15 protein-coding genes are annotated in these 21,306 nt (G+C 74.3%); 12 read left to right on the top strand and 3 right to left on the bottom strand.

What is annotated here, in order from left to right:
* Positions 1-24 precede the first annotated feature (24 nt).
* Positions 25-1,725, bottom strand: a complete 1,701-nt coding sequence (locus tag ACQEVM_RS35825; RefSeq protein ID WP_433086420.1) for an eCIS core domain-containing protein — start codon at positions 1,723-1,725, stop codon at positions 25-27.
* Positions 1,726-1,990: 265 nt separating this feature from the next.
* Here ACQEVM_RS35825 and ACQEVM_RS35820 point away from each other — a divergent pair, with 265 nt between their 5' ends.
* The 12 genes from ACQEVM_RS35820 to ACQEVM_RS35765 all read left to right on the top strand — a co-directional run bounded on the left by ACQEVM_RS35820 (position 1,991) and on the right by ACQEVM_RS35765 (position 16,354).
* A complete protein-coding gene (locus ACQEVM_RS35820) occupies positions 1,991-3,595 on the top strand; it encodes a phage tail sheath subtilisin-like domain-containing protein (RefSeq protein WP_433086418.1) in 1,605 nt (534 codons plus the stop codon).
* Positions 3,596-3,667: 72 nt separating this feature from the next.
* Positions 3,668-4,111: a phage tail protein gene (locus ACQEVM_RS35815; protein ID WP_053676562.1), complete on the top strand. Its 444-nt coding sequence runs from the start codon at positions 3,668-3,670 to the stop codon at positions 4,109-4,111.
* Positions 4,111-4,623, top strand: a complete 513-nt coding sequence (locus ACQEVM_RS35810; RefSeq protein WP_433086416.1) for a hypothetical protein — start codon at positions 4,111-4,113, stop codon at positions 4,621-4,623. The genes ACQEVM_RS35815 and ACQEVM_RS35810 overlap by 1 nt, the downstream gene beginning before the upstream one ends.
* On the top strand, positions 4,620-4,778 hold the full coding sequence (locus tag ACQEVM_RS35805; protein WP_199826461.1) for a DUF6760 family protein: 159 nt from the start codon (positions 4,620-4,622) through the stop codon (positions 4,776-4,778). Before ACQEVM_RS35810 ends, ACQEVM_RS35805 begins: the two co-directional genes overlap by 4 nt.
* Positions 4,779-7,767: 2,989 nt before the next feature.
* The gene (locus ACQEVM_RS35800; RefSeq protein WP_433086414.1) at positions 7,768-8,472 is read left to right on the top strand and encodes a hypothetical protein; all 705 of its coding nucleotides are present in this window, start codon (positions 7,768-7,770) and stop codon (positions 8,470-8,472) included.
* Positions 8,473-8,611: 139 nt separating this feature from the next.
* Complete coding sequence (locus ACQEVM_RS35795) at positions 8,612-9,034, top strand: phage tail protein (protein ID WP_433086412.1); 423 nt, start codon at positions 8,612-8,614, stop codon at positions 9,032-9,034.
* A 30-nt stretch (positions 9,035-9,064) separates the two neighbouring features.
* Positions 9,065-9,787 (top strand): LysM peptidoglycan-binding domain-containing protein, encoded by a 723-nt coding sequence (locus ACQEVM_RS35790; protein ID WP_433086410.1) that lies wholly within the window; start codon positions 9,065-9,067, stop codon positions 9,785-9,787.
* Complete coding sequence (locus ACQEVM_RS35785) at positions 9,787-11,703, top strand: VgrG-related protein (RefSeq protein ID WP_433086408.1); 1,917 nt, start codon at positions 9,787-9,789, stop codon at positions 11,701-11,703. Before ACQEVM_RS35790 ends, ACQEVM_RS35785 begins: the two co-directional genes overlap by 1 nt.
* A 61-nt stretch (positions 11,704-11,764) precedes the next feature.
* Positions 11,765-12,196: a GPW/gp25 family protein gene (locus ACQEVM_RS35780; RefSeq protein ID WP_053684967.1), complete on the top strand. Its 432-nt coding sequence runs from the start codon at positions 11,765-11,767 to the stop codon at positions 12,194-12,196.
* Positions 12,196-14,154, top strand: coding sequence for a putative baseplate assembly protein (locus ACQEVM_RS35775; protein ID WP_433086406.1), 1,959 nt, complete (start codon positions 12,196-12,198; stop codon positions 14,152-14,154). The genes ACQEVM_RS35780 and ACQEVM_RS35775 overlap by 1 nt, the downstream gene beginning before the upstream one ends.
* Positions 14,155-14,213: 59 nt before the next feature.
* Positions 14,214-14,723 carry a phage tail protein gene (locus tag ACQEVM_RS35770; RefSeq protein WP_433086966.1) on the top strand — a complete coding sequence of 170 codons (510 nt, stop codon included), beginning with the start codon at positions 14,214-14,216 and terminating at the stop codon, positions 14,721-14,723.
* A complete protein-coding gene (locus tag ACQEVM_RS35765) occupies positions 14,720-16,354 on the top strand; it encodes an NADase-type glycan-binding domain-containing protein (RefSeq protein ID WP_433086405.1) in 1,635 nt (544 codons plus the stop codon). The genes ACQEVM_RS35770 and ACQEVM_RS35765 overlap by 4 nt, the downstream gene beginning before the upstream one ends.
* Positions 16,355-16,412: 58 nt before the next feature.
* Here ACQEVM_RS35765 and ACQEVM_RS35760 read toward each other — a convergent pair whose 3' ends face one another.
* On the bottom strand, positions 16,413-19,430 hold the full coding sequence (locus ACQEVM_RS35760; RefSeq protein WP_433086404.1) for a condensation domain-containing protein: 3,018 nt from the start codon (positions 19,428-19,430) through the stop codon (positions 16,413-16,415).
* A complete protein-coding gene (locus ACQEVM_RS35755) occupies positions 19,420-21,306 on the bottom strand; it encodes an amino acid adenylation domain-containing protein (protein WP_433086402.1) in 1,887 nt (628 codons plus the stop codon). Before ACQEVM_RS35755 ends, ACQEVM_RS35760 begins: the two co-directional genes overlap by 11 nt.

Genomic DNA, 21,306 nt, shown 5'->3' with positions numbered 1-21,306 from the left:
CCCGGCGTACCCTCACGCGCGGCATCAGGTCCTGGGCGCCCGCTCACCGTTGACGATCATGATGAACTGGGCGTAGGAGTCCGCGTTCATCAGGGCGCGCTGTCCCATGGCGTACCAGTTGGGCTGCCGGTCCGAGTCGTCGTTCTCCCCGGTGTACTCCCCCGGATCCCTCAGGGCGCGCTTGCCGAGGTTGTTCCTCTCCTGCGCCTCGGAGGCCTCGGGGAAGTCCCGGGCCAGGCTGTCGGCGATCGTGTCCTGGGTCAGCTCCGCGTCGCGCGGGCTGTACTGGTAGTCCAGGGTGCCGGCGAACCGGTGGGTGGCCTCGTGGATGACGTACCAGGCGATCTGGCCGCCCTTGGTCAGGTGGATGGGGCCGGAGCGACCCGTGTCCATCGTCGGCAGGTTCTCGCTCTTCTGCAGGTCCGGATTGGTCGCGCGGGAGATCCGCTCGCCCAGGGTGGGATCGACCCACCCCATGACCTCGGAGGGGACTCCGGTACCCGTGCCGACCAGGGCGATCTGCGCGCCCTGCGCGTCCAGGCCCGCCTGGATGCGCAGCACGACCTCGGCGACGCGGGGCAGGAACGCCGCGATCTGCCGGGGCGTCATGGCCCGCAGCGCCGGGAACCCGGAGTGCAGCCCGCTCAGGAGCGCGCCGCTCGGGTTGTCTCCCGCGGACTTCAGGAGGGCGAGGGTCGAGGCGATGTACCGCTTGGCCGTGACCAGTTCGCGGCGGGCCTTCGACTCGCGTTCGGGGTACTCGCGTTCCGGGATGGTGCCCTTCTTGGAGAAGGCCACGTTCCCGCTGCTGTAGACCTGGCCCGTCTGGTCGTCGTAGACGTCCCTGTGCCGCGGCGTGGTCCCCGGGGGGACGCCCAGTCGGGAGGAGGTGCGGATGTCCTGGTCGTCGTCCTTGTTGCGCCAACGCGTCTCCCGCGTGTCGACGGCGTCCGTGTAGGTGCCGCCGGGTTCGAACTCCCAGAGGGTGCGCTGGACGGCCGGAGTGCCGGGGCCCGCGGCGTTCAGGGCGGTCCCGTCGCCCTCCTTCTCCTCGGTGGCCGCCCGCTGGGCGACGGACGGGGCGGTGCCGTGTCCTGCCGCGAAGGCGGCGCCGTCGGCCGTGGCCGCGCGTTCGGAGCCCTGCCCGGGGTCGGTCACGGCCATGCCGGCGCCGTTGTCGTGGCCTGTCTCGCGGACGCCCCGGAGGTTCTTGTCGAGGTGGCTCGTCTCGTGGGCGAGGATCTCGGTGTTGCCGACGGCCTTGGGGCCGAGCAGGATGTGACTGCCGACGGTCACGGCATGGGCGCCGAGGGCGGCGGTGGCGCGCTGGGCCGCCGGGTTGTCGTGGACCTGCCCGGCGCCCAGGTGCTCGTTGCGGTAGAAGGCCTTCGCCTTGCTCAGGAAGGGGCCGGGGAGGGGGCTGCTCGGCGTGGCCAGCGCGGCCCCGAGGAGACCGAGCTGCGACGCGGGTCGGGCGTCATGCTCCCCCTCGTGGTCGTGCTCGTGGTCGTGCCGCGCGGCCTCCCGGCGCTGGACGGTCGGCTCCGCGTGCCCGCAGCCGGGGCCGTGCCGGTGTCGCTGTGTCTCGACGGCGCGGGCCACCGCCGCGTTCCCCGCCGCCTGGTTGAGGCTCAGCAGTCTCTGCACGGGCGTGCTCGGCGGTACCGCCCTGCGGGGGGCGTCCCGTTCGTCCGACACCGAATTGCGTTGACCGTGCGCGCGCATGACGCTCTCTCTCGACTGTCCGGACGGCTGGCCATCCAGCCCTATCCGATCCCCCGCCGACCCCACAGGTCCGCGGGGGCAGACCCGGGGGCAGTCGGGGCGGCCCCCGACGCCCGGGTTCGGCGCCCTTGCCCCCACCGCTGCCTGGAGGGGCAACGGCAGGGGCAACGACCGTGCCCCCGCTCGGGTACCGGGGGACGTTTCGGCGGGGGCGACCCGCGGGTCAAGGTGGAGTGTCCTGTCTCGTACCCGAGGAGAGCAGAGCATGCCGTCCTATCTGTCGCCCGGCGTCTACGTCGAGGAGGTGGCCAGCGGTTCCCGCCCGATCGAGGGAGTGGGCACCTCGGTGGCCGCGTTCGTCGGTCTGGCGCCGACCGGCCCGCTGAACGAGCCCACGCTGGTGACCAACTGGACTCAGTACGTCGCGGCCTTCGGCGACTTCACCGACGGCTATTACCTCGCGCACTCCCTCTACGGGTTCTTCAACAACGGCGGTTCGGCGGCGTACGTCGTGCGCGTCGGCGGCTCGGCGGATGAGGCCGCCGGCCAGGGGCAGGCGTCCGCGCCCGCCGCGGTCACCGGTGCGGCCCCCCGGGCCTCGCTGCCGGCCGCGGAGTCCCGTCCGCTCGGTACGTTCGCCGTGGCGGCCACCGCGGAGAGCGGCGGCGGGCCGCTGTCCGTCGAGGTCGCCGACGCCGAGGGCGAGGGGCCCGCCGAGCGTTTCAAGCTGATCGTCAAGGACGGCGACAAGCCGGTCGAGACCTTCGACGTGAGCGCGAAGAAGGGCAACCGTTCCTACGTCGTCACGCAGGTCAAGGAACGTTCCAAGCTCATCGTCGTGACCGAGGCCGCACCGGCCGCGCAGTTGGTCCGTCCCGAGAACCAGACCGTGGCCCTGCCGGCGGCGCCGCCCGCGCCCGTCGAGCCGGCCGCGCCGGCCGGTCGCGCCGAGGTTTCCCACCCCGGCCCGGCGCAGTACCTCGGCGACTCCGCGGACCGCACGGGCTTCGGTGGCCTGGAGGCCGTCGACGAGATCTCCATGGTCGCCGTGCCCGACCTGATGGCCGCCTACCAGCGCGGTGCGATCGACCTGGAGGCCGTCAAGGCGGTCCAGCTCGGCATGATCGCGCACTGCGAGCTGATGGGCGACCGGGTCGCGATCATCGACCCGCCGCCCGGCCTGAACGCCCGTGACATCCGGGTCTGGCGGCAGGAGACGGCCAACTACGACTCCAAGTACGCGGCCCTGTACTACCCCTGGATCAAGTCCTTCGACCCGGCGACCGGACAGTCGCGCCTGGTCCCGCCGAGCGGCCACGTCGCCGGCATCTGGGCCCGCAACGACTCCGAGCGCGGTGTCCACAAGGCCCCCGCCAACGAGGTCGTCCGCGGCGCCGTCGACCTCGAACTCCAGATCACCCGCGGCGAGCAGGACCTGCTCAACCCGATCGGCGTGAACTGCATCCGGGCCTTCCCGGGCCGCGGCATCCGCATCTGGGGCGCCCGCACCCTCTCCTCCGACCCGGCCTGGCGCTACCTGAACATCCGCCGGTACTTCAACTACCTGGAGGAGTCGATCCTGATCGGCACCCAGTGGGTGGTGTTCGAGCCGAACGACCACAACCTCTGGGCGCGCATCCGCCGCAACGTCTCCGCGTTCCTGGTCAACGAGTGGCGCGGCGGCGCCCTGTTCGGGCAGAGCCCCGAGCAGGCGTACTACGTCAAGTGTGACGAGGAGACGAACCCGCCGGAGTCGGTCGACCTCGGCCGGGTCATCTGCGAGATCGGCATCGCGCCGGTCAAGCCCGCCGAGTTCGTGATCTTCCGGCTGGCGCAGTTCTCCGGCGGCAACGGGGAGCTGGAGGAGTAACCGGGCGCGGAGCCCGCCTCCGCCCCCGTCGCCTCCCCGAGCCCCTCCCCTCCTCAGAAGGACAACGAACGCATGAGTCTCCAGCCGGGTGACGCCCTCACCTCACACAACTTCGGTCTCCAGATCGACGGGGTGATGGTCGAGTATCTCGCCGAGGTCAGCGGTCTCACCCTCGAACAGGACGTCATCACCTACCAGCAGAACAGCGCGCAGGGTCGGGCCGAGGTGTCGCTGCTGCCGGGCGTGCAGAAGAACGGCCAGTGCACGGTCGTGCGCGGCATGACCCAGTCGGCCTCGTTCACGCAGTGGATCAACGACTCGATCCGCGGCCAGATGAGCACGGCCCGCAAGAACGCCTCCATCATCATGATGGACTTCCAGAACAACCCGGTGAAGCGCTACAACCTGCGCAACGCCTGGTGCAGCAAGATCGACGCGAGCACGGTGAAGGCCGGCGAGGCGGCGGCGCTGACCGAGACCGTCACCATCGTGTTCGAAGAACTGGTCATCGAGTAATGCGGCGTTCTGCTGCCAAGGCTCCGGCCTCGATGGCGCCCCAGACCGCGGCGGCGGGGGCGGAGTTCCCCCGCTCGGCTCCCGCCGCCGCACCGGACCGCGGACCCGCCGGCCCGCCGACCGACCAGGCCCCGAGGCAGTCATTGCGTACCGAGTTCCCCTTCGAGTTGCCGCGCGGGTACGTCGACGACGCGGGCACCGTGCACCGTGACGGTGTCATGCGGCTGTCCACGGCGCGCGACGAGCTGGTCCCGCTGCGGGACGTGCGCGTGCAGGAGAACCCGGCGTACCTCTCGGTGGTGCTGCTCGGCCGGGTCATCGTCCGGCTGGGCACGCTGTCGATGGTGCACGACGGGATCGTGGAGAACATGTTCGCGTCCGACCTGGCGTTCCTCCAGGACTTCTACCGCCAGATCAACGCGGAGGGCCACACCCGCGCGGCCGTGCAGTGCCCGCACTGCTCGGAGCCCTTCGAGGTGGAGCTCGGCGGGAGCCGCCTGGGGGAATCGTGACGTACGCGACCGACCGGCTGCACGAGGAGATCGCGTACGTCGCCTACCACTTCCACTGGGGCCCGGACGCGATCCTGGACCTGGAACACCAGGACCGCCGCCGGTACACCGAGCAGATCGCGTCCCTCGTGACGCGCGGCGCGCCGGAGGCTTGAGCACGTGGCATTCCTGGACCGGCTGCGGGGGCGGCGGAGCGACGGCGGCACGGCGGCGCCCGGCGCCTCCCCGAGCCCGGACACCGAACGCCCATCCGGCGCGGGGGTCGCGGCGGACCCCGCGACCTCCGCCGCCCCGGTGGCCGTCGCCTCCTGGGCCGGCCTGCCGCCGATGCGGCGGACGACGGGCGTCGCACCGACGGGTGTCGCGGACGCCGGTTTCGGCGGCCGACTGCCGACCTGGCAGAACCCCTCGTTCACCCGGGGCTCCTCCCCCGCGGTGTTGGACCCCGCGGCGGGCGGCAGCATGCTTTCGGGCACGCCGGCCGAGTCCGCCCGTCCGGTGATGGGCCTCGGACGGCCCGCCCCGGACCTGCCGTCGGGCCGTCCCGCCGGCGATCCCGCCGTACGAAGCCTGCCGGTGGCGCCGCTGCGGGCGATCCCGCAGCGCACGGTGTCCCCGACGGCGACCGGGGCCCCGGCGGCTTCGGCTTCGGCTTCGGCTTCGGCTTCGGCTTCGGCTTCGGCTTCGGCTTCGGCTTCGGCTTCGGCTTCGGCTTCGGCTTCGGCTTCGGCTTCGGCACGATCATCGGCCTCTGTTTCGGCTTCGGTGTCCGGGGCGGCGCGGCCCGTCGGGTCCGTGCCGGCGGTGGCCGCGGTCCCGGTGCCTCCGGTACAGCGCTCGCACGCCGACCGGCCCGCCCCGGCACGGGCTCAGGTGCCGACGCCTGCGCGGGAGTCGGCGTCCGCCCCGGCCCGGACGGCGCATCGTGGTGTCCAGGTGACGCCCGTACAGCCGGCTCCGCCCCGGACGTCTCGGCTCCTGTCCAAGGCGCCGCCCCCGCCCGCGGCCGGCCGACGGACCCTGCCCGCGACGCGCGGGACCAGCCGTGCGCCGGCGCCGACCGCGCAGGGCACGGCGGCGCCGGCTGCCGATGGCGACCGGGGTGACCTCGGCCCGTCTGCCGCCTCTTCCGCCCCTGCCCCTGCCCCTGCCCCTGCCCCGAGCGTCGTGCCCGCCGTGCAGCGGGCTGCCGCTCCCCGCCCGGGCGGTCCTTCCGCTGCCGGGGACGCTGCACCCCCGGCAGCGTCCCCGGCGCCTTCCTCGTCCCCGGCCCCTTCCTGGTTCCCGGGGCGTTCGGCGTCCCCTGAGCGTGCGTCGTCCCCCGAAAGTTCGTCATCCTCAGCGGGTACGGCGTCCCCTGACCGTGCCTCATCCCCTACGCCCCCGTCGTCCCCGGTTCGTCCGTCGTCCCTTGGCGACTCCGCCGTTCCGGCCTCGCCGGTGGGCGAGCCGCAGGTCACCCGTCCCCTGCGGGATCGTCCGGTACAGGGCGGTCCGGTACGCGACACCCCTCCGCGCACCCCATCGGCGGACCGCACGGGTCCGGCTGCCGGGCGGGCGGGCCTCGGCGCGCCCGTGCAGCGCAACGCGGTGTCCGGAAACCAGAGTTCCGTGCCGCGAACCGACGTACCCGGCAGGTCGGGCGGGTCCGGCACCTCGGGCGTTGCGGGTGGATCGGGCATCCCGGGAACGCCGGGGTCGTCGGTACTCGGGGCGGCGTCCACCGGGCCGCGTGAGGTGTCCCCGCAGGACGCGCCGCCCGCCGTGAAGGTGCCGCGCACGGACCCGCCCGGCACGGGGGAGAGGTCGCCCGCGACCGGTTCCTCCGGCTCCGCGCGGGAGGTCTCCCCGCCCTCCCCCGCGCCGAAGTCCGGGGCGGTCGCGGCCCCGGCACCACCGCCGCCCGCCTCGGCCGGGAGGACGCCGACGCACGGGCCCGATGGGGCCGTTCAGCGGGCAGTGCCCGCGCCCGGAGCGACACCGCCCGATCCTGCCGGCGCTCGTCGCTCCCCCACGGTGCCCGACGGCCCGGCCGTCGGGCCCACGGTCCAGCGGAACGTCCGACCCCACGCGCCCTCGCCCACGCCTACCCGAAGTGGTGGCCCGACGGCCGGCCCCGACGCACCGGCGACGCACGCCGCTCCCCCGCGGGTACGGTCCACGACCCCTCCGCCCGCCTCTGCGGGGGCAGGCGCCTCGGGGACCCCCCGACCGGCTCCGCACACCACGCCCCCGTCCGGCGCACCCGGCCCCACGCACGTTCCCGGCACTCCGGCCGTACAGCGCGCCGCGGCCCCGGGGACCCCGGTGGCGGCGTCACCCGCCGAGCCCGTTCCCGCGTCTGCGCGCGCCGACCGGTCCGCCGACTCCGTCCTCCCGCCCGGGGCGGCGCGCCCGGACCGGCTTCCGCCCGTCCGGACTTCCGGTGCCGCCCCGTTGCCCGCCGACGCTTCCCCGGATCGCCGTCCGGGCACGGCGGCGCCGGTCGTGCAACGCTCCACGAACCTCCCGCCCGCGTCCACCGGCGCACCGGCACCCGTCGTTCGCCGCGCATCCGTCGTCGCACCCCCGTCGGCTCCCGGCCGTACGGGGTCGCAGCGCGGGTCCGTTGCCCCGAGCCCCGGACCGGGGTTCCCGACCCCGACAGGGGACCCGACCACCGCCCCGCGCACTCGTACGTCCACCGGCTCCACGCCCGTGGGGCCGGTGCAGCGCCATGTCGCGCCTGCGCGTGCGGGGCTCGGTGCGCCCCTTCCGTCCCCTGCACACCCCACGCCCGAGGCCACGACACCGGCGGCCCCGGAGCCGAGGACCGCGCACCTCGCGGCACGGAACCCGGCGCCCGGCCGCACACCCGTCCCCCCGCACTCCGAAGCCCCGCGCGCCGACGCCCCGCGCGCCTCCGCCTCCCTGCCGGCCGCCGGGCGACGTTCCCCCCTCGGCGCTCCCCTCACGGCCGCGCCCGTACGGACGGCGCCGGTCGCCGCGCAGCAGCCCCCCGGTTCCCGCGCCGGGGCGTCGACCTCCTTGCCGGTCCAGCGGGCCTCGGCCACACCGACCGCACCCGTCTCACCGACTGCACCGACCCCGCCGGTCGCACCGATCACACCGGTCGCGGGGTTTCCCCCGATCGCCCCGCCCCCGGTGACGCAGCCGCCCCCCGCGCTCCCCTCCCCCGCGCTCCCGTCGTCCGCGCGGGCCGTTCCGGCCCTCCCCCGTGCCGCCGACGCGCTCCCCGTCCAACGGGCCCTGCCCGTGCGGGGCGTTCCCCTGCGCCGGTCCTCCGAGACCGGCTCGGGACCTGCGGCGCGCGGTCCGCTCCCCGTGGCCCCGCTGACTCCGCCGCCCCCGGCCGCGCCCGTGGTGCTGGGCGCGGCCCGGGCGGCCGGTGCGCCTTCCGGGGGTTCGGCGGCGTCCGGGCCCACGGTCCAGCGCTTTCCCTCCCTGGGCTTCGGCTCGCGCTCCGATTCCGGCTCGCGTTCCGGTTCCGGCAGCTCCATCGGTGCGCTCGCGTCCGCCGCGGCGGCCACCGTGGCGTCGACGCTGGGGCATCACCGGCCGTCGTCGCAGCAGGCGCGGCCGGCCGACCCGCCTCCGCCGTACGAGCCGCACGGGGCGCACGGCGGGCTCCCGCCGGGCGGTCCTCCGGCCCACGGGGCGGCGTCCCAGGGCAACCCGCCGCCCGAGTACACCGCGGTGCCCGCCGGCTCGTTCGATCCGCGGGAGTTGACCGAGTTCCAGTTGGACGAGTTGGTGCATCGGATCATCGACCGGGTCACCCGGCTCGTCCGCACGGAACTGCGGATGGACCGCGAGCGGATCGGCAGGCTCCGCGATCCGCGCGCCTGACGGGCCCGCGGTTCCCCGAACCGCGCTCCGCGCACCCGGCCGGCGGACCCGCCCGCGGACCGGCCCGGTCCCTCGCCGGCCGCCGGTGGTCGGTCCACCGCCCGCCACCACCGCAGAACGACAGAAAGGCCCATCTCGGATGCCCCGCCAGGACCCCGGGTCCACCATCTGGTTCACCCTCACCATCGACGGCGAGAGCCTCGGGTACTTCAACGGGTGCCAAGGTCTGTCGTCCCAGGTGGAGATCGAGCACCGTCAGGAGGGCGGCAACAACGGCTTCGTGTGGCAACTGCCCACCCGGGTCACGTTCTCCACCATCCGACTGACCCGGCCGCTCACGCCGGACACCGCGAAGGTCGCCAAGTGGATCTCGTCGGTCCAGACGGGGATCAAGCGGCCCACCGCCCAGATCGCGGCGTTGCGGGCCGACGGCTCGCTGGTGGCCCGCTGGGGGCTCATCGACGTCCTGCCGGTGAGCTGGCAGGGCCCCACCCTCGACCCCGCGAGCCCCGCCGTGGCCACGGAGGTCCTGGAGATCGCCCACCACGGGTTCACGGACTGACGGCGCGGCAGAGCGGAAAGGAGCACACCCATGGCCAGGAGCAGCAAGGGCGCCGGCAAGAGTCTGGTGCGCGCGACGCTGGCGATCCACGAGCCTCCGGTCGGGACGAGCACGACGCCCGGGGCGCTGATGAGGAGGTTCGGCTTCGAGTTCAATCCGGCGCAGTTGTCGCTGAGTCAGCGCGCGCAGTGGAAGGCGACGCCGACGATGGCCGTGCGCGACGGTTCCAAGCCGGAGTTCATGGGCGCCGAGCCGCGCGAGATGACGCTGGAGATCTTCCTGGACTCCTCCACCGCGCCGACGCGCAACACGGTGCTGAAGAAGGTCGAGTCGCTGTTGGGCTGTTGCGAGGTGACGGCGAAGAGCATCGCCGCCGACCAGCCGTCGCCACCGTGGGTGGTGTTCGAGTGGGGGTCGTTCTCCACGGCCCGGTTCGTCGCGTACGTGAGTTCCGTCGAGGCGTCGTACAGCCTCTTCGGCACCACGGGCGTGCCCATCCGGGCCACCTGTCAGGTGCACCTGGTGGAGATCCCGGGGAAGACCAAGGGCCAGAACCCGACGTCCGGCGCGCTCACCGCGCAGCGCGTGCACCGGGTCGTGGCCGGCGACTCGTTGCAGTCGCTGGCGTGGCGGGAGTACGGCACGGCCACCGTGTGGCGGGCGATTGCCGAGATCAACGGCATCGACGACCCGTCCCGGTTGCGGACGGGCACCGAGCTGGTGCTGCCCGCGCCCGAGGAGGTGTCGCGCTGATGGTGCAGCCCGCGTTCTCCAGCATCATGCAGGTGCGGATCGGCTCCGCGAAGCTTCCCGACGACATCGCCCCGCTGCTCGTGGAGGGGTGGGTCGACCAGGGCGTCGGCGTGCCCGCCGCGTTCCGGTTGACGTTCCGCGACCCGTACCGTCTGGTGCTCGGCAAGCTCGGCGTCACCTTCGGCACGAAGGTGGTCCTGACGCCGATCGCCGACGGCCAGGGCGGTGGCAAGCCCCTCCTGACGGGTGAGGTCACCGCGTTGGAGGCGGACTACGACGGCACCGGGAGCTTCACCGTGATCCGCGGCTACGACCTCGGGCACCGGATGATGCGCCAACGTCGTGTCGTCGCCTACCGCAATCAGAAGGCCTCCGACATCGCCCGCAAGCTCGCGGCCCTGGACGGTGTGCCGATCGGCCGGATCCAGCCGACGAAGGGCATGTACGGCTTCATCTCCCAGTCCAACGTCACCGACTGGGACTTCCTGGCCCGGCTCGCCGACGAGAACAACATGGTGATGTCCCTGGACGCCAAGGGGAAGTTCCGGTTCGTCACGCCGACCCCGTCGGCGGGCGGGCCGTCCCCGCAGACCGACGGTGACAAGAGCCCCTTCGTGCTCCAGGCCGGCCACGACATCCTCCGGCTGCGGGCGGCGGTCACCGCCGCCGACCAGGTCGGCACGGTCGAGTCGCGCGGCTGGAACGTCACCACCAAGAAGAAGATCGTCGAGACGGCGCCGGTCACCACCGATCCGGGCATCTCCATCGGCCTCACTCCGGGCCAGGCGGCCGGGAAGTTCGCGTCGGCGCGGCTCGTGGAGACCGCCACGCCGTACGACCGGCAGGACGAGGTGCAGAACGCCGCCAAGGCCCTCGCCGCCGACGTCACCTCGTCGTTCGCGGAGCTGGAGGTCGCCGTGTACGGCAATCCCCGGTTGCGGCCGGGCGTGGCCGTGGCCCTCGGGGACGTGGGCAAGCCCTTCGAGGGCAAGTACACCGTCACCTCCGCGCGGCACGTCTTCGGCGACGGCCGGCACTACGAGTCGTGGATCACGGTGAGCGGACGGCAGTGGCGCTCCCTGTACGGGCTGGCGTCGGGCGGGGGCGGCGCGGACGCCGCGAGCGCGGCCCGGCTGCCCGGTGTCGCGAACGCGATCGTCACCGATGTGCAGGACCCGTTGAAGCAGGGGCGGGTGAAACTCCAGTTCCCGTGGCTGGACAACACGTACGTGAGCGATTGGGCCCGCAGCGTGCAGTCGGGCGGTGTGGGCGGCGGCGGCATCTTCCCCATGGACGTCGGCGACGAGGTGCTGGTCGGCTTCGACCGGGGCGCCCTGGACCACCCGTTCGTGATCGGCGGTCTCTACAACGGCCGCGACCTGCCGTCGAAGGTCGACGACGTGCCGCTGCACGACGGCCTGAAGCGCAAGGCCGCCCGGCACACCCTGTCCGACCGGCAGGCCAACCGTATCGACCTGCTCAGCCAGCGGACCGGCCGGCGCAGGCAGGGTGTCCGCATCGCCAGCGGTGACGACCGGTTGACCATCAACCTCGACCGCACCAAGACGGAGATCACCGTCGACAGCCAGGGGTCGGTGACGATCAAGGGCGGCCGTTCGGTGTCCGTCGAGGCGGGCACCGACCTGACGCTCAGTGCCCGGCGCCGGCTCTCCATCAAGAGCGGCGGCATCCTCGACATCCAGGGCCGCGGCATCGTCAACCTCAGGTCGCTCGCGGGCGCGGTGACCATCGACGCGATGGGCGCGCTCAACCTCAAGTCCCTGGGCGCCGCCATGATCTCCTCCGGCGGCACGGTCCAGGTCAACTCCATCGCCAACGTCGGCATCCGCGCCGTCCGGCTCGACCTCCAGGGCCTCGTCTTCGTCAATACCGTGAAGTACCCCCTCCCCGCATGACCGGACGACCGCACCGGCGCGCCCGTGTCGTCGGCAGAAGGAAGAGGCAGGTGGCCCCCTGATGGCCGAACAGTTCATCGGCTCCGGCTGGGCGTTCCCGATGCGCATCGGACCCACCGGGGGCATCGCGCTGGTCAGTGGTGAGCGCGAGGTCGAGGAGGCCATCCGGCTCGTCCTGGCCACCGCCCCGGGCGAGCGGCCGATGCGCCCGGAGTTCGGCTGCGCCATCCACGACCTCGTCTTCGCCCCGGTGAACGAGCAGACCGCGGGGCGCATCCAGCACGAGGTGTACGTGAGCCTGGACCGCTGGGAACCCAGGATCGAGGTCCACGACGTGGAGGTCTCGGCCGGGGGTGACCAGAGCGTCCTGTTCATCGACGTCCGGTACTCCGTGCGCGGGACCAACAATCCGCGCAGCCTCGTCTTCCCCTTCTACGTCATCCCCTCCCACGACGAGCCGGGCGCGCCGGGCTCCTTGGAAAGCGACCTCTGATGTCCCTGCCCTCCCCCAACCTCGACGACCGGCGCTTCCAGCAGTTCGTCGACGACGCCAAGCGCTACATCCAGCAGCGCGCCCCGGAGTGGACCGACCACAACGTCTCCGACCCCGGCGTCACGCTCGTCGAGACGGTCGCGCACATGGCGGACCAGATCGTGTACCGGCTCAACCGCGTCCCGGAGAAGAACCACCTCGCCTTCCTCGACCTGGTGGGCATCACGCTGTTCCCGCCGTCCGCGGCGCGCACCGACGTCACGTTCTGGCTGTCCGCGCCCCAGGAGGACGTGATCCTGGTCCAGGCAGGTGCCGAGGTCGCCACGCTGCGCACCGAGCGGGAGGACGCCGTCGTCTTCGCCACCGAGCGCGACCTGGCCGTCGTCCCGTGCTCGCTGTCGCACCTGGTGGTGCAGCACCAGGGGCAGCCCGTCGTGGACCGGACCACGGACCTCGTCGAGGGCAAGGACGTGCTGTGCTTCGCCGAGGCCCCGCATCCGGGCGACTGCATGTTGATCGGCCTGAGCGCGGCGGCTCCGCACTGCGCGCTCGCCCTGGAACTCGACAGCCGTGTCGACGGCGTCGGTGTCGATCCCCGTCAGCCGCCGCTGGTGTGGGAGGCCTGGACCGAGGACGGCTGGCAGCCCTGCGAGGTGGACCGGGACGGCACCGGCGGTCTCAACCGACCCGGCGACGTCGTCCTGCACCTGCCGGCCGGTCACGTGCTCTCCCGCAACGGCGGGCACGAGGCGGGCTGGGTCCGCTGCCGGGTCACCGATCCGCTGCCGGGGCAGCCCTTCTACACCACCTCGCCGAGCATCCGCTCCGTCGAGGCCTACACCATCGGTGGCACCACCCGCGCCGTGCACGCCGAGACCGTCCACGACGAGGCCCTCGGCGAGGCCACCGGGCTGCCCGGGCAGCGCCTGCGGCTCACCCACGCCCCGGTCGTCGCCGACGATCCGCCGCTGCTGTTGCAGACGGCCGACGACGACGGCTGGCAGGACTGGCAGGTGGTCCCGCACTTCGCCGCCTCGACGTCCGACGACCACCACGTCACCCTGGAGGCCGCGACCGGCGAGATCGCCTTCGGTCCGGCCGTCCGTGAACCGGACGGGTCGCTGCGCCAGTACGGGGCCGTCGCCCCCAAGGGCGCCGTCGTGCGCGCGCATCGCTACCGCACCGGCGGCGGGCGCGGCGGCAACGTGGCGCGCGGCGCCGTCCAGGTGCTGCGTACGTCCATCCCGTACGTCGCCGAGGTCGTCAACCGGGAGGCGGCGCGCGGCGGCGTCGACGGCGAGACCGTCGAGGAGGCGAAGCTGCGGGCGCCGATCACGCTCCGCGCCCAGGACCGTGCCGTCACCCTGCGGGACTACGAGGAGTTGGCGCGCCGCGCCGCTCCCGAGACGGCGCGCATCACCTGTCTGGAGGGCGAGGAGGGCACGCACGGCGCGTACGCGGTGCGCGTTCTCGTGGTCCCGCAGGCGGTGCCCGATCCGGGCGGGCGGCTGCGGTTCGAGCAACTGGTTCCCGGTGACGCCTTGTTGGGTCGGATCACGCGTCACCTCGACGAGCGCCGTCTCATCGGTACCCGGCTGGCCGTCGGCCCGCCGTACTACCAGGGCGTCACGGTCGTCGCCACCGTGCACGCCTTCCGGGGCGTCGACACCGACCGGGTGCGCCGGCAGGCGCACGACGCGCTCTACCGCCATCTCGATCCGCTGACCGGCGGCGCGGACGGCCAGGGTTGGCCGTTCGGCCGACCCGTGCAGACCGGTGAGCTGTTCGCGGTCCTCCAGCGGGTCCCCGGCGTGGAACTCGTCGACGAGGTCGTCCTGCACCCCGCCGATCCCCTCACCGGCAAGCGCGGCAACGCGACCGACCGCATCGACCTGGAGCGGCCCTCTCTGGTCTTCTCCTTCGACCACCGCGTCCGGGTGATCGGGGACGGCGGGTGACGGCCACTCCCTACCGGGGCTCCGTCGACGGCCTCGGTTCCTCGCTCCCGCTGGGCACGATGCTGCCCGCCGTCTTCGCCGACGACGACCTGGCCCAGCGGTTCGTCGGCGGACTCGACGACGTCCTCGCACCCGTCCTGAACGTCCTGGACTGCCTGGACACCTACTTCGACCCGGCGTTGACCCCGGTCGACTTCGCCCTGTGGCTCGGCACCTGGGTGGGCGCCGAGACGGACGGCGGCGAGCCCGAGCCCCGGCTGCGGGCCGCCGTCGCGGCGGCCGTCGCGCTGCACCGGATCCGCGGCACCCGCCGCGGCCTCGCGGAGGCGGTACGGCTGGCGTTCGGCGTGGTACCCGAGATCACCGAGAGCGGCGGCGCCGACTGGAACGCCCGCCCCCTCGGCCCCTTCCCCGGTGACCCGCGCCCGCGTCTGCACGTCACCATCCGGCTGCCCGACCCGACTCCGGGCGACTTCCACCGCCTGGACTCCCTCGTCGCAGCCGCCCGCCCCGCCCACATGCCCTACGCGGTCGAGGTGACCGCCACCGAAAGGACCCCGGAGAAATGACCACGCAGAACTGCGCCGAGTGCGGAACGCGCGCAGAACCGGGCCAGTCGTTCTGCGACGCGTGCGGCGCCGTGCTGAGTTGGGACCAGGGCTCCCGCGCCGCACGGCCCGCCGGCCCGTCGTCACACGCGCGCGGACCCGGCGCGGACGCGGCGCGGACCCCGCACGAGGCCTCCCGGACGGCGGGCGGCTCGGACGGCGGTACGCCCGAGCACGCCGGCACGCCCGAGCATGCCCGTACGGCCACCGGCACCATGGGCGCCGCCCGTGCGGAGCGGGCGGCGCGGGCCGCCGGCCGGGGCACCGGGCCCGCCACGGCGTCCGCCGCCGGCGGTGCGCGGGGGCCCGTGTCGGATCCGGTGGAGCGCGACAGCCGTGTGCCCGCCGGGAGCCCTGACGTCACGGGGCCGCCGGGAGCCGCCGGCGGTACGGGGCCGTCCGGGGCCACGGGAGCACCCGGCACGGCGGCGGCGTCCGCAGCGTCGGAGGGACCTGATCCGGACGGCGGCGACGCGCCCGGACGCGCCGCGCCGGTGCCGCGTGCCGGGGATTCGGACCGGTCCGGGCCGACGGCTCGACCGGGCGCGTCCGGGGACGCGGAGCCGTCCGGTCCGGCCGCCGGCGGTGGGCGTCCCGCCGAGCCGGGGTCGGCGCGGCCGGCGCGGCCCGGCACTCCGTCGCCGCAGGACACGGCGGCCACCATCCCGACCCCGCACGCGCTGAGCGACACCATGTCCGACCGGGCGCGCTCCCTCCTGGTGCCCGTGGCGGACCCGGAGGCGCCGCACGACGCTCCGGCGGCCGTCGTGCCCGTCCTGCCCGGCCGGCCGGACGCCGAACGGCCCTCCGTACGCGCTCCGGGGCCGCAGCCCGGCATCGCGGGCGGGCCGCCGTGCCGGTGGTGCGCGACGCCCAACCGTCCCGACCGCCATTACTGCGTGCGCTGCGCGATGCCGTTGGCCGAGACCGCCGATGCCACCGTGACCGGACGGGCCCCCTGGTGGCGGCGGCTCTTCGGCGGGCGGCGCCGCGAGGTTCCGTGGGCGGGCGACCGTCCCCGGCTGCGCCGCGTGTTCGACCGTATCGGCACCTGGATCACCCTCGCCGTCGTCGTCACCCTGGCGATCCTCGGCCTCGTGTACCTGCCCGACGGTGTCCAGGCCACCCGGGACCACTTCGCCAAGCGCGCGCCCGTGGCCCCCGACCGGATCGCGGCGTCCCGCTCGTACCCCGAGCACAAGCCGGAGCTCGCCTTCGACAAGCGCAGCAACACCTGGTGGGGCCCCGGCGTCTCGCAGTCCGGCCAGGGAGAGTGGATCGAGGTCGGCTTCAGCGAGCCGACCCGGCTGCTGGATGTGATCATCACCCCGGGCGTCTCCGCGAAGGCCGACAAGATCGGCGAGTCGGCCCTGCCGCATCGCGTCACGGCGACGATCACCGGGAAGGACGGCAAGGTCACCACGCGCCGGCTGACCCTGGATCAGGGGGCGGGCGGTCAGCGGCGCGAGTTCCGCGTCGGCGAGGTCACGAAGGTCCGGTTCACCATCGAGACGTCGCACGCGGTCTCCGCCGACAAGCAGGTCGCCATCACGGAGATCGAGTTCTTCGGCCCGTCGAACGCCAACCGCTGACGAGTCCGGGGGCGCGCCCGGAGCCTCCTTCGCGGGGGCTCCGGGCGCGGCCGGCGGGTCAGCCGGTGTGGGGTGCCATCCCGTCGATCATCTCGGCCAGCACGGTTCGCCGGTCCTCTCCCGGCCGTGCCCGCAGGGGGCGGGCCAGGCGGGCGCCGTCGTAGTGCCAGCGGTGATCGAGGTCCCGGGTGACCTCGTCGCTCTCGCGGAGGTCGGCGCGGGTGCCGAGGAGTTCCGTGAGGTCGAGGGCCAGGTCATGCCAGGACACGTGCCCGCCGGCCGCGTTGGCGACCCCGTGCACGGGACGGTCCAGGCTCTCGGTCACCGCGCGGGCCAGGGCTGCCGCGTGCACCCACGCCACTCCGTACCAGGGGTGTCCGCCGGTACCGGGTCGGGGGAGTTCGATCGGCCGGCCCTCGCGGGCGGACTGGTAGAGCGTGCCGATGGCGCCCCAGCGCAACTGTTCGCGCAGCCGGTCGTGCGCTCCCCACACGATCGGTGACCGTACGGCGCTCGCGCCGCCGCGTCCCTCGGTTCCCGCGGCGCGCAGCAGCAGGGCCTCGCAGTCGAGTTTGGCCCTGCCGTACGGGCTGACGGGCTCGTGGGGCGGCGCTTCCTCCGCGACCCGGTCCGTGTCGGGGTGCCCGTAGGCGTCGACGCTGCTGACGAAGACGAACGGTCCGCGCCGCCAGGCGTCGACCATCGTCTCCATGGCCGCCAGGTCCACGTCGTGCCGTGTGAAGGTACAGGCGGAGTGGACGATGGCGTCGGCATGCGCGACGGCGTCCCGCAGCCCGGCCAGGTCGGTGAGGTCGCCCTCGATGACGTCGACGCCCTCGCCGGCGATGAGGTGGGCGGACTCGGGCCGGGCCAGTGCGAGCACGGGGCGGCCCTGTGCGGCCAGTTCGCGTACGACGAACGCGCCGACGCCGCCCGTCGCGCCGGTGACCAGGACGGTGCCCGGCCGAATGTCCCGGGAGCGGGGGGCCGGCCTGCTCGCGGCCTTCGCGGCGCTCTGTCGTGCCGCCCGTTCGTCAAGGAGCGCGGTCAGCGCCCGGGGCGTACGGGCCTGGAGGACGTCGAGGCCCGTGAGGGGCAGGCCGAGGTCCGTGCGGAGCCGTTCGGCCAGCTGTACGGCCTTCAGGGAGTGGCCTCCGAGGGCGAAGAAGTCGTCGTCGGGTGCGGGGAGGACACCGAGCACGGCGGTGAAGGTCTCCGTGACCGCTTCGGCCCGGGGGCCGGACGGGGCGCTCGGCGTGGACGACCCGGGCAGCCGGCCCTGGTCGAGGGGACCGGCGGCCGCGCGCGGAAGCGCGTCGAGCAGGGTGACCGTGGCGGGCACGGACTCGGCGGCGAGCGACCGGCGCAGCAGGCCGAGCAGTTCGTGACCGGACGGGCCGACGCTGTCGTGCAGGACGGCGTAGGCGACGGGCGGCCCCTGGGCGGGCCGGACCACCGTGGCGTCGGAGACCTGCGGGTGGGCGCGCAAGGCCCGCGCGGCCGGATGCCCGTCGCCGTCTGCTTCCGCGCCCTCCGGGTCGGCGTCGTGGTCCGGGTCGGCGTCCTGATTCGCAACGGCGTCGTGGTTCGGCTCGGGCAGGGGCAGTCGGCCCAGGGCGAGTTCCGGGTCGGCCGCCACCGCGTGGAGCAGGGCCGCGTAGTCCCGTACGGCCGCCTCCGCCACGGCGTCGTCCAGCGTGTTCCCGTCGTACTGGACGAGCGCCACCGGCCGTGCGGTGTCGCCCAGCCCCAGGCCGTAGGACAGGGTGAACTTCGCGCCGTCGGTGGGTACGTCGACGTACTCGGCCGACGTGCCCGGCAGGCGCAGGACCGTCGGTTCGCCGAGGACGTCGGAGGTGACGCGGATCAGCGCGGTGCCGTCGGCGCCGCGTGCCCCGGCGCCGAGGCGTTCGAGGACCAGGTCGAAGGGAATGTGCCGGTGGCTCTGGGCTTCGAGGAGTGCGGCGCGCACCCGGTCCAGCAGGTGGACGAAGGTCGGGTCGCCGGAGACGTCGACGCGTACGGGCAGGGTGTTGACGCACAGGCCGACCAGGCCCCGCATGGCGGATCCGCTGCGGTGGGTGCCCGCCACTCCGATGACCAGGTCGTCGTCGCCGGTGAGACGGTGCAGTGCGGCGAAGGCCGCGGTGAGCGACACCGCGAAGAGGGTGGCGTTGCGCTGCGCGCCCAGCGCCCGCAGGGCGTCGGGCACGGCCGGCGCGAGGGGTACGGTGCGCACCGCCGCGGGCCGGACCGCGGTGTCCACCACGGCTGCCTCCGATCGGGGCAGGCGCGGTGGGGCGGCGTCGGCCAGCAGGCTGCTCCAGCGGTCCAGTTCCGCCCCGAAGCCGGGTAGGGCGTCGTGCTCGCGGCGTGCGTGGTCGGCGTACTGCGGCGGTGCGGCGAGGGTGCGCGGGCTCGTCCCGTCGGTGGCCGCCGTGTAGAGGACGGCGAGTTCGCCGGCCACCGTCTCCAGCGATCCGCCGTCCACCGCGATGTGGTGGAACGTCACCAGCAGGGTGTGGTCCTGCGGGCCGTGGCGCAGGACGAGGGCCCGTACGGCCTCGCCGGCCGCGAGGTCGAACGGCCGGGCCGACTCGCGCCGCAGCAGCCCGGGGGCGTGTGTCGCGTCGATGTCGACGACGGGTACGGGGAGCGTCCGCGGCGCGGGCAGCACCTCCTGGCAGGGCTCGCCCGCGCGCTCCGTGTAGCGGGTGCGGAGGATGCCGTGCCGGGCCACCAGCGAGGTGAGGGCGTCGGTGAACGCGGCCACGTCGAACGGGCCGCGCACCCGGGTCGCGAACGGTACGTGGTACGAGTCGCCCGCGCCGCCGAGCCGCTCCATCAGCCACATCCGGCGCTGGGCGCGGGAGAGGGGGCCGCTTGTGTCCTGCGGGGCGGTACCGGAGGCGCGGCCGGTGTCCCCCGTCATGGTGTCCCCCGGCACGGGGTCGGTCGCGCCGGCGGTGGGATCGGCCGTCACGCGCCGGGCGTTTCCGGCACGGGCCCGGCGCAGCAGTTCCCGCTGGAGGTGCTGTTGGCGCTCGCGCGCCGCGGAGTCGGCGTCAGTGGACATCGCTGTGCTCCGGGGTCTCGGGGTGGAGGTCGCCGTGTGCGGCCAGGAGGGCGCGTTCGACGAGTGCTGCCTGCGCGGCGACGGTCGGGGCGGCGAAGAAGTCGGCGAGGGAGAGTTCCACGCCGAGTTCCTCGCGCAGGTCGTCGGTGACGGCGAGGGCGAGCAGGGAGTGGCCGCCGAGGGCGAGGAACTCGGCGTCGGCGCGGGTGACCTCGCTGCCCAGTTCCCGGCTCCACACGTCGGCTACGGCCTGTTCCAACAGGGTCATCGGCTGCGCCGGCGCCTCGGCGGGCCGGTTGTCGGCCGTGTGCGCCCGGGCGGTGAGTGCCCGTCGGTCGACCTTGCCGGCCGGAGTGAGGGGGAGCCGTTCCAGGACGGTGACCGCGTCGGGCACCAGGTGGGCGGGCAGGACCGCGGTGAGCCGCTCGCGCAGCGCTCCGCCGGACGGCACGGGGCCGGGCGCGGCGACGACGAACGCGACGAGGGACGCCTCGGGGGTGCCGGCGCCGTCGACGGTGACGGCGGCGTCGTCCACGTCCGGCTGCTCGCGGAGGGCGTGTTCGACCTCGGCGGGTTCGATGCGGAAGCCGCGGACCTTCACCTGGTCGTCGTTGCGGCCGTGGAACAGCAGGATGCCGTCGGTGCGCAGGGAGACGATGTCACCGGTGCGGTAGAGCCGGCCGGCGGCGGGGTGCTCGACGAACCGTTCGGCGGTGAGTTCGGGCAGGCCCGTGTACCCGTGGGCGAGCCTGCTGCCGCCGATCCACAGTTCGCCCCGGTCGCCGTCGGCCACCGGCCGGCCGTCGTCGTCCAGGACGTGCGCCGTGGCCCCGGCGATGGGCCCGCCGATCGGTATCGGAGCCTCGCAGTCCTGCTCGGTGACCCGGTGGGCGGTGGCGAAGGTGGTGGTCTCGGTCGGCCCGTAGCCGTTGACGAGCTCCAGCCAGGGGAAGGCGGTGAGCACCTCGCGGGCCTGTGTGGTGGCCATCGCCTCGCCGCCCACGACGACTGAGCGGAGCTGGGCGAAGACGCGGGAGCGGCGTGCGGCGAGCTGGTGGAAGAGGGCCGTGGTGAAGAACGCCACCGTCACACCGTGTCGCTCGACGTGCCGGGCCAGGTCCTCCAGGGAGGGACGCTGCTCGGTGCAGACGACGACCGCGGCGCCGTTGGCGAGCGCGACCCAGACTTCGAACGTCGAGGCGTCGAAGGTCATGGGCGAGTGGAACAGGACGCGGTCGCGGCCGGTGAGGGTGACGTAGTCGGGTGCGCTGACCAGCTCGGCGATGGCACCGTGCGGCACGGCGACGCCCTTGGGGCGGCCGGTGGAGCCGGAGGTGAACATGACGAACGCCGCGCTGTCCGGATCGGACTCGTCGACCGGCCGGCCGCTCGTGAGCGGCTCCTCGGGCAGCGCGAGGACGGGGACCGGGAGCCTGGCCGCCTCCAACAGTTTGGTGTCGCCGACGGTCAGCGTCACCCCGGCGTCCGTGATCATCGCCTCGGTGCGCGGCCTGGGCTGGGCGGGGTCGAGCGGTACGCAGACCGCTCCGGCGAGCCACAGGCCGAGCTGGGCCACGACCGTGCGGGAGGACCGCGTCGTCAGGAGCGCCACCCGGTCGCCGCGTGCCACCCCGTGGTCGCGCAGGCGTTCCGCGAGGGCCCGGCCGGCCCGGAGGAGCCGGCCGTAGGTGAGGGTGCTGTCACCGTCCACGACGGCGAGGGCGTTCGGGGTGAGTTCGGCGTGCCGCGCGACGAGCGCCGGCAGGGTGGCCGCCCGTGCCGACGGCGGTACGGGCGTGGTGGTGCGGGCGGCGGCGGGCTGCGGTACGGGCGTGCCGTTCGCGGGGTCGACGGGCCGCAGGGTGGTGGGTGTCAT

The sequence above is a fragment of the Streptomyces sp. CA-243310 genome, from assembly GCF_050936775.1.
Classification (GTDB): domain Bacteria; phylum Actinomycetota; class Actinomycetes; order Streptomycetales; family Streptomycetaceae; genus Streptomyces.
Note: the sequence above shows the minus strand (reverse complement) of the source record. Positions and strands in the feature narration are given on the sequence as shown.

Coding starts and splice junctions, on each gene's coding strand:
- ACQEVM_RS35755 (WP_433086402.1), bottom strand. CDS start 21,306: ATGACACCCACCACCCTGCGGCCCGTCGACCCCGCGAACGGCACGCCC.
- ACQEVM_RS35760 (WP_433086404.1), bottom strand. CDS start 19,430: ATGTCCACTGACGCCGACTCCGCGGCGCGCGAGCGCCAACAGCACCTC.
- ACQEVM_RS35820 (WP_433086418.1), top strand. CDS start 1,991: ATGCCGTCCTATCTGTCGCCCGGCGTCTACGTCGAGGAGGTGGCCAGC.
- ACQEVM_RS35815 (WP_053676562.1), top strand. CDS start 3,668: ATGAGTCTCCAGCCGGGTGACGCCCTCACCTCACACAACTTCGGTCTC.
- ACQEVM_RS35765 (WP_433086405.1), top strand. CDS start 14,720: ATGACCACGCAGAACTGCGCCGAGTGCGGAACGCGCGCAGAACCGGGC.
- ACQEVM_RS35775 (WP_433086406.1), top strand. CDS start 12,196: ATGTCCCTGCCCTCCCCCAACCTCGACGACCGGCGCTTCCAGCAGTTC.
- ACQEVM_RS35770 (WP_433086966.1), top strand. CDS start 14,214: ATGCTGCCCGCCGTCTTCGCCGACGACGACCTGGCCCAGCGGTTCGTC.
- ACQEVM_RS35795 (WP_433086412.1), top strand. CDS start 8,612: ATGCCCCGCCAGGACCCCGGGTCCACCATCTGGTTCACCCTCACCATC.
- ACQEVM_RS35780 (WP_053684967.1), top strand. CDS start 11,765: ATGGCCGAACAGTTCATCGGCTCCGGCTGGGCGTTCCCGATGCGCATC.
- ACQEVM_RS35810 (WP_433086416.1), top strand. CDS start 4,111: ATGCGGCGTTCTGCTGCCAAGGCTCCGGCCTCGATGGCGCCCCAGACC.
- ACQEVM_RS35825 (WP_433086420.1), bottom strand. CDS start 1,725: ATGCGCGCGCACGGTCAACGCAATTCGGTGTCGGACGAACGGGACGCC.
- ACQEVM_RS35790 (WP_433086410.1), top strand. CDS start 9,065: ATGGCCAGGAGCAGCAAGGGCGCCGGCAAGAGTCTGGTGCGCGCGACG.
- ACQEVM_RS35785 (WP_433086408.1), top strand. CDS start 9,787: ATGGTGCAGCCCGCGTTCTCCAGCATCATGCAGGTGCGGATCGGCTCC.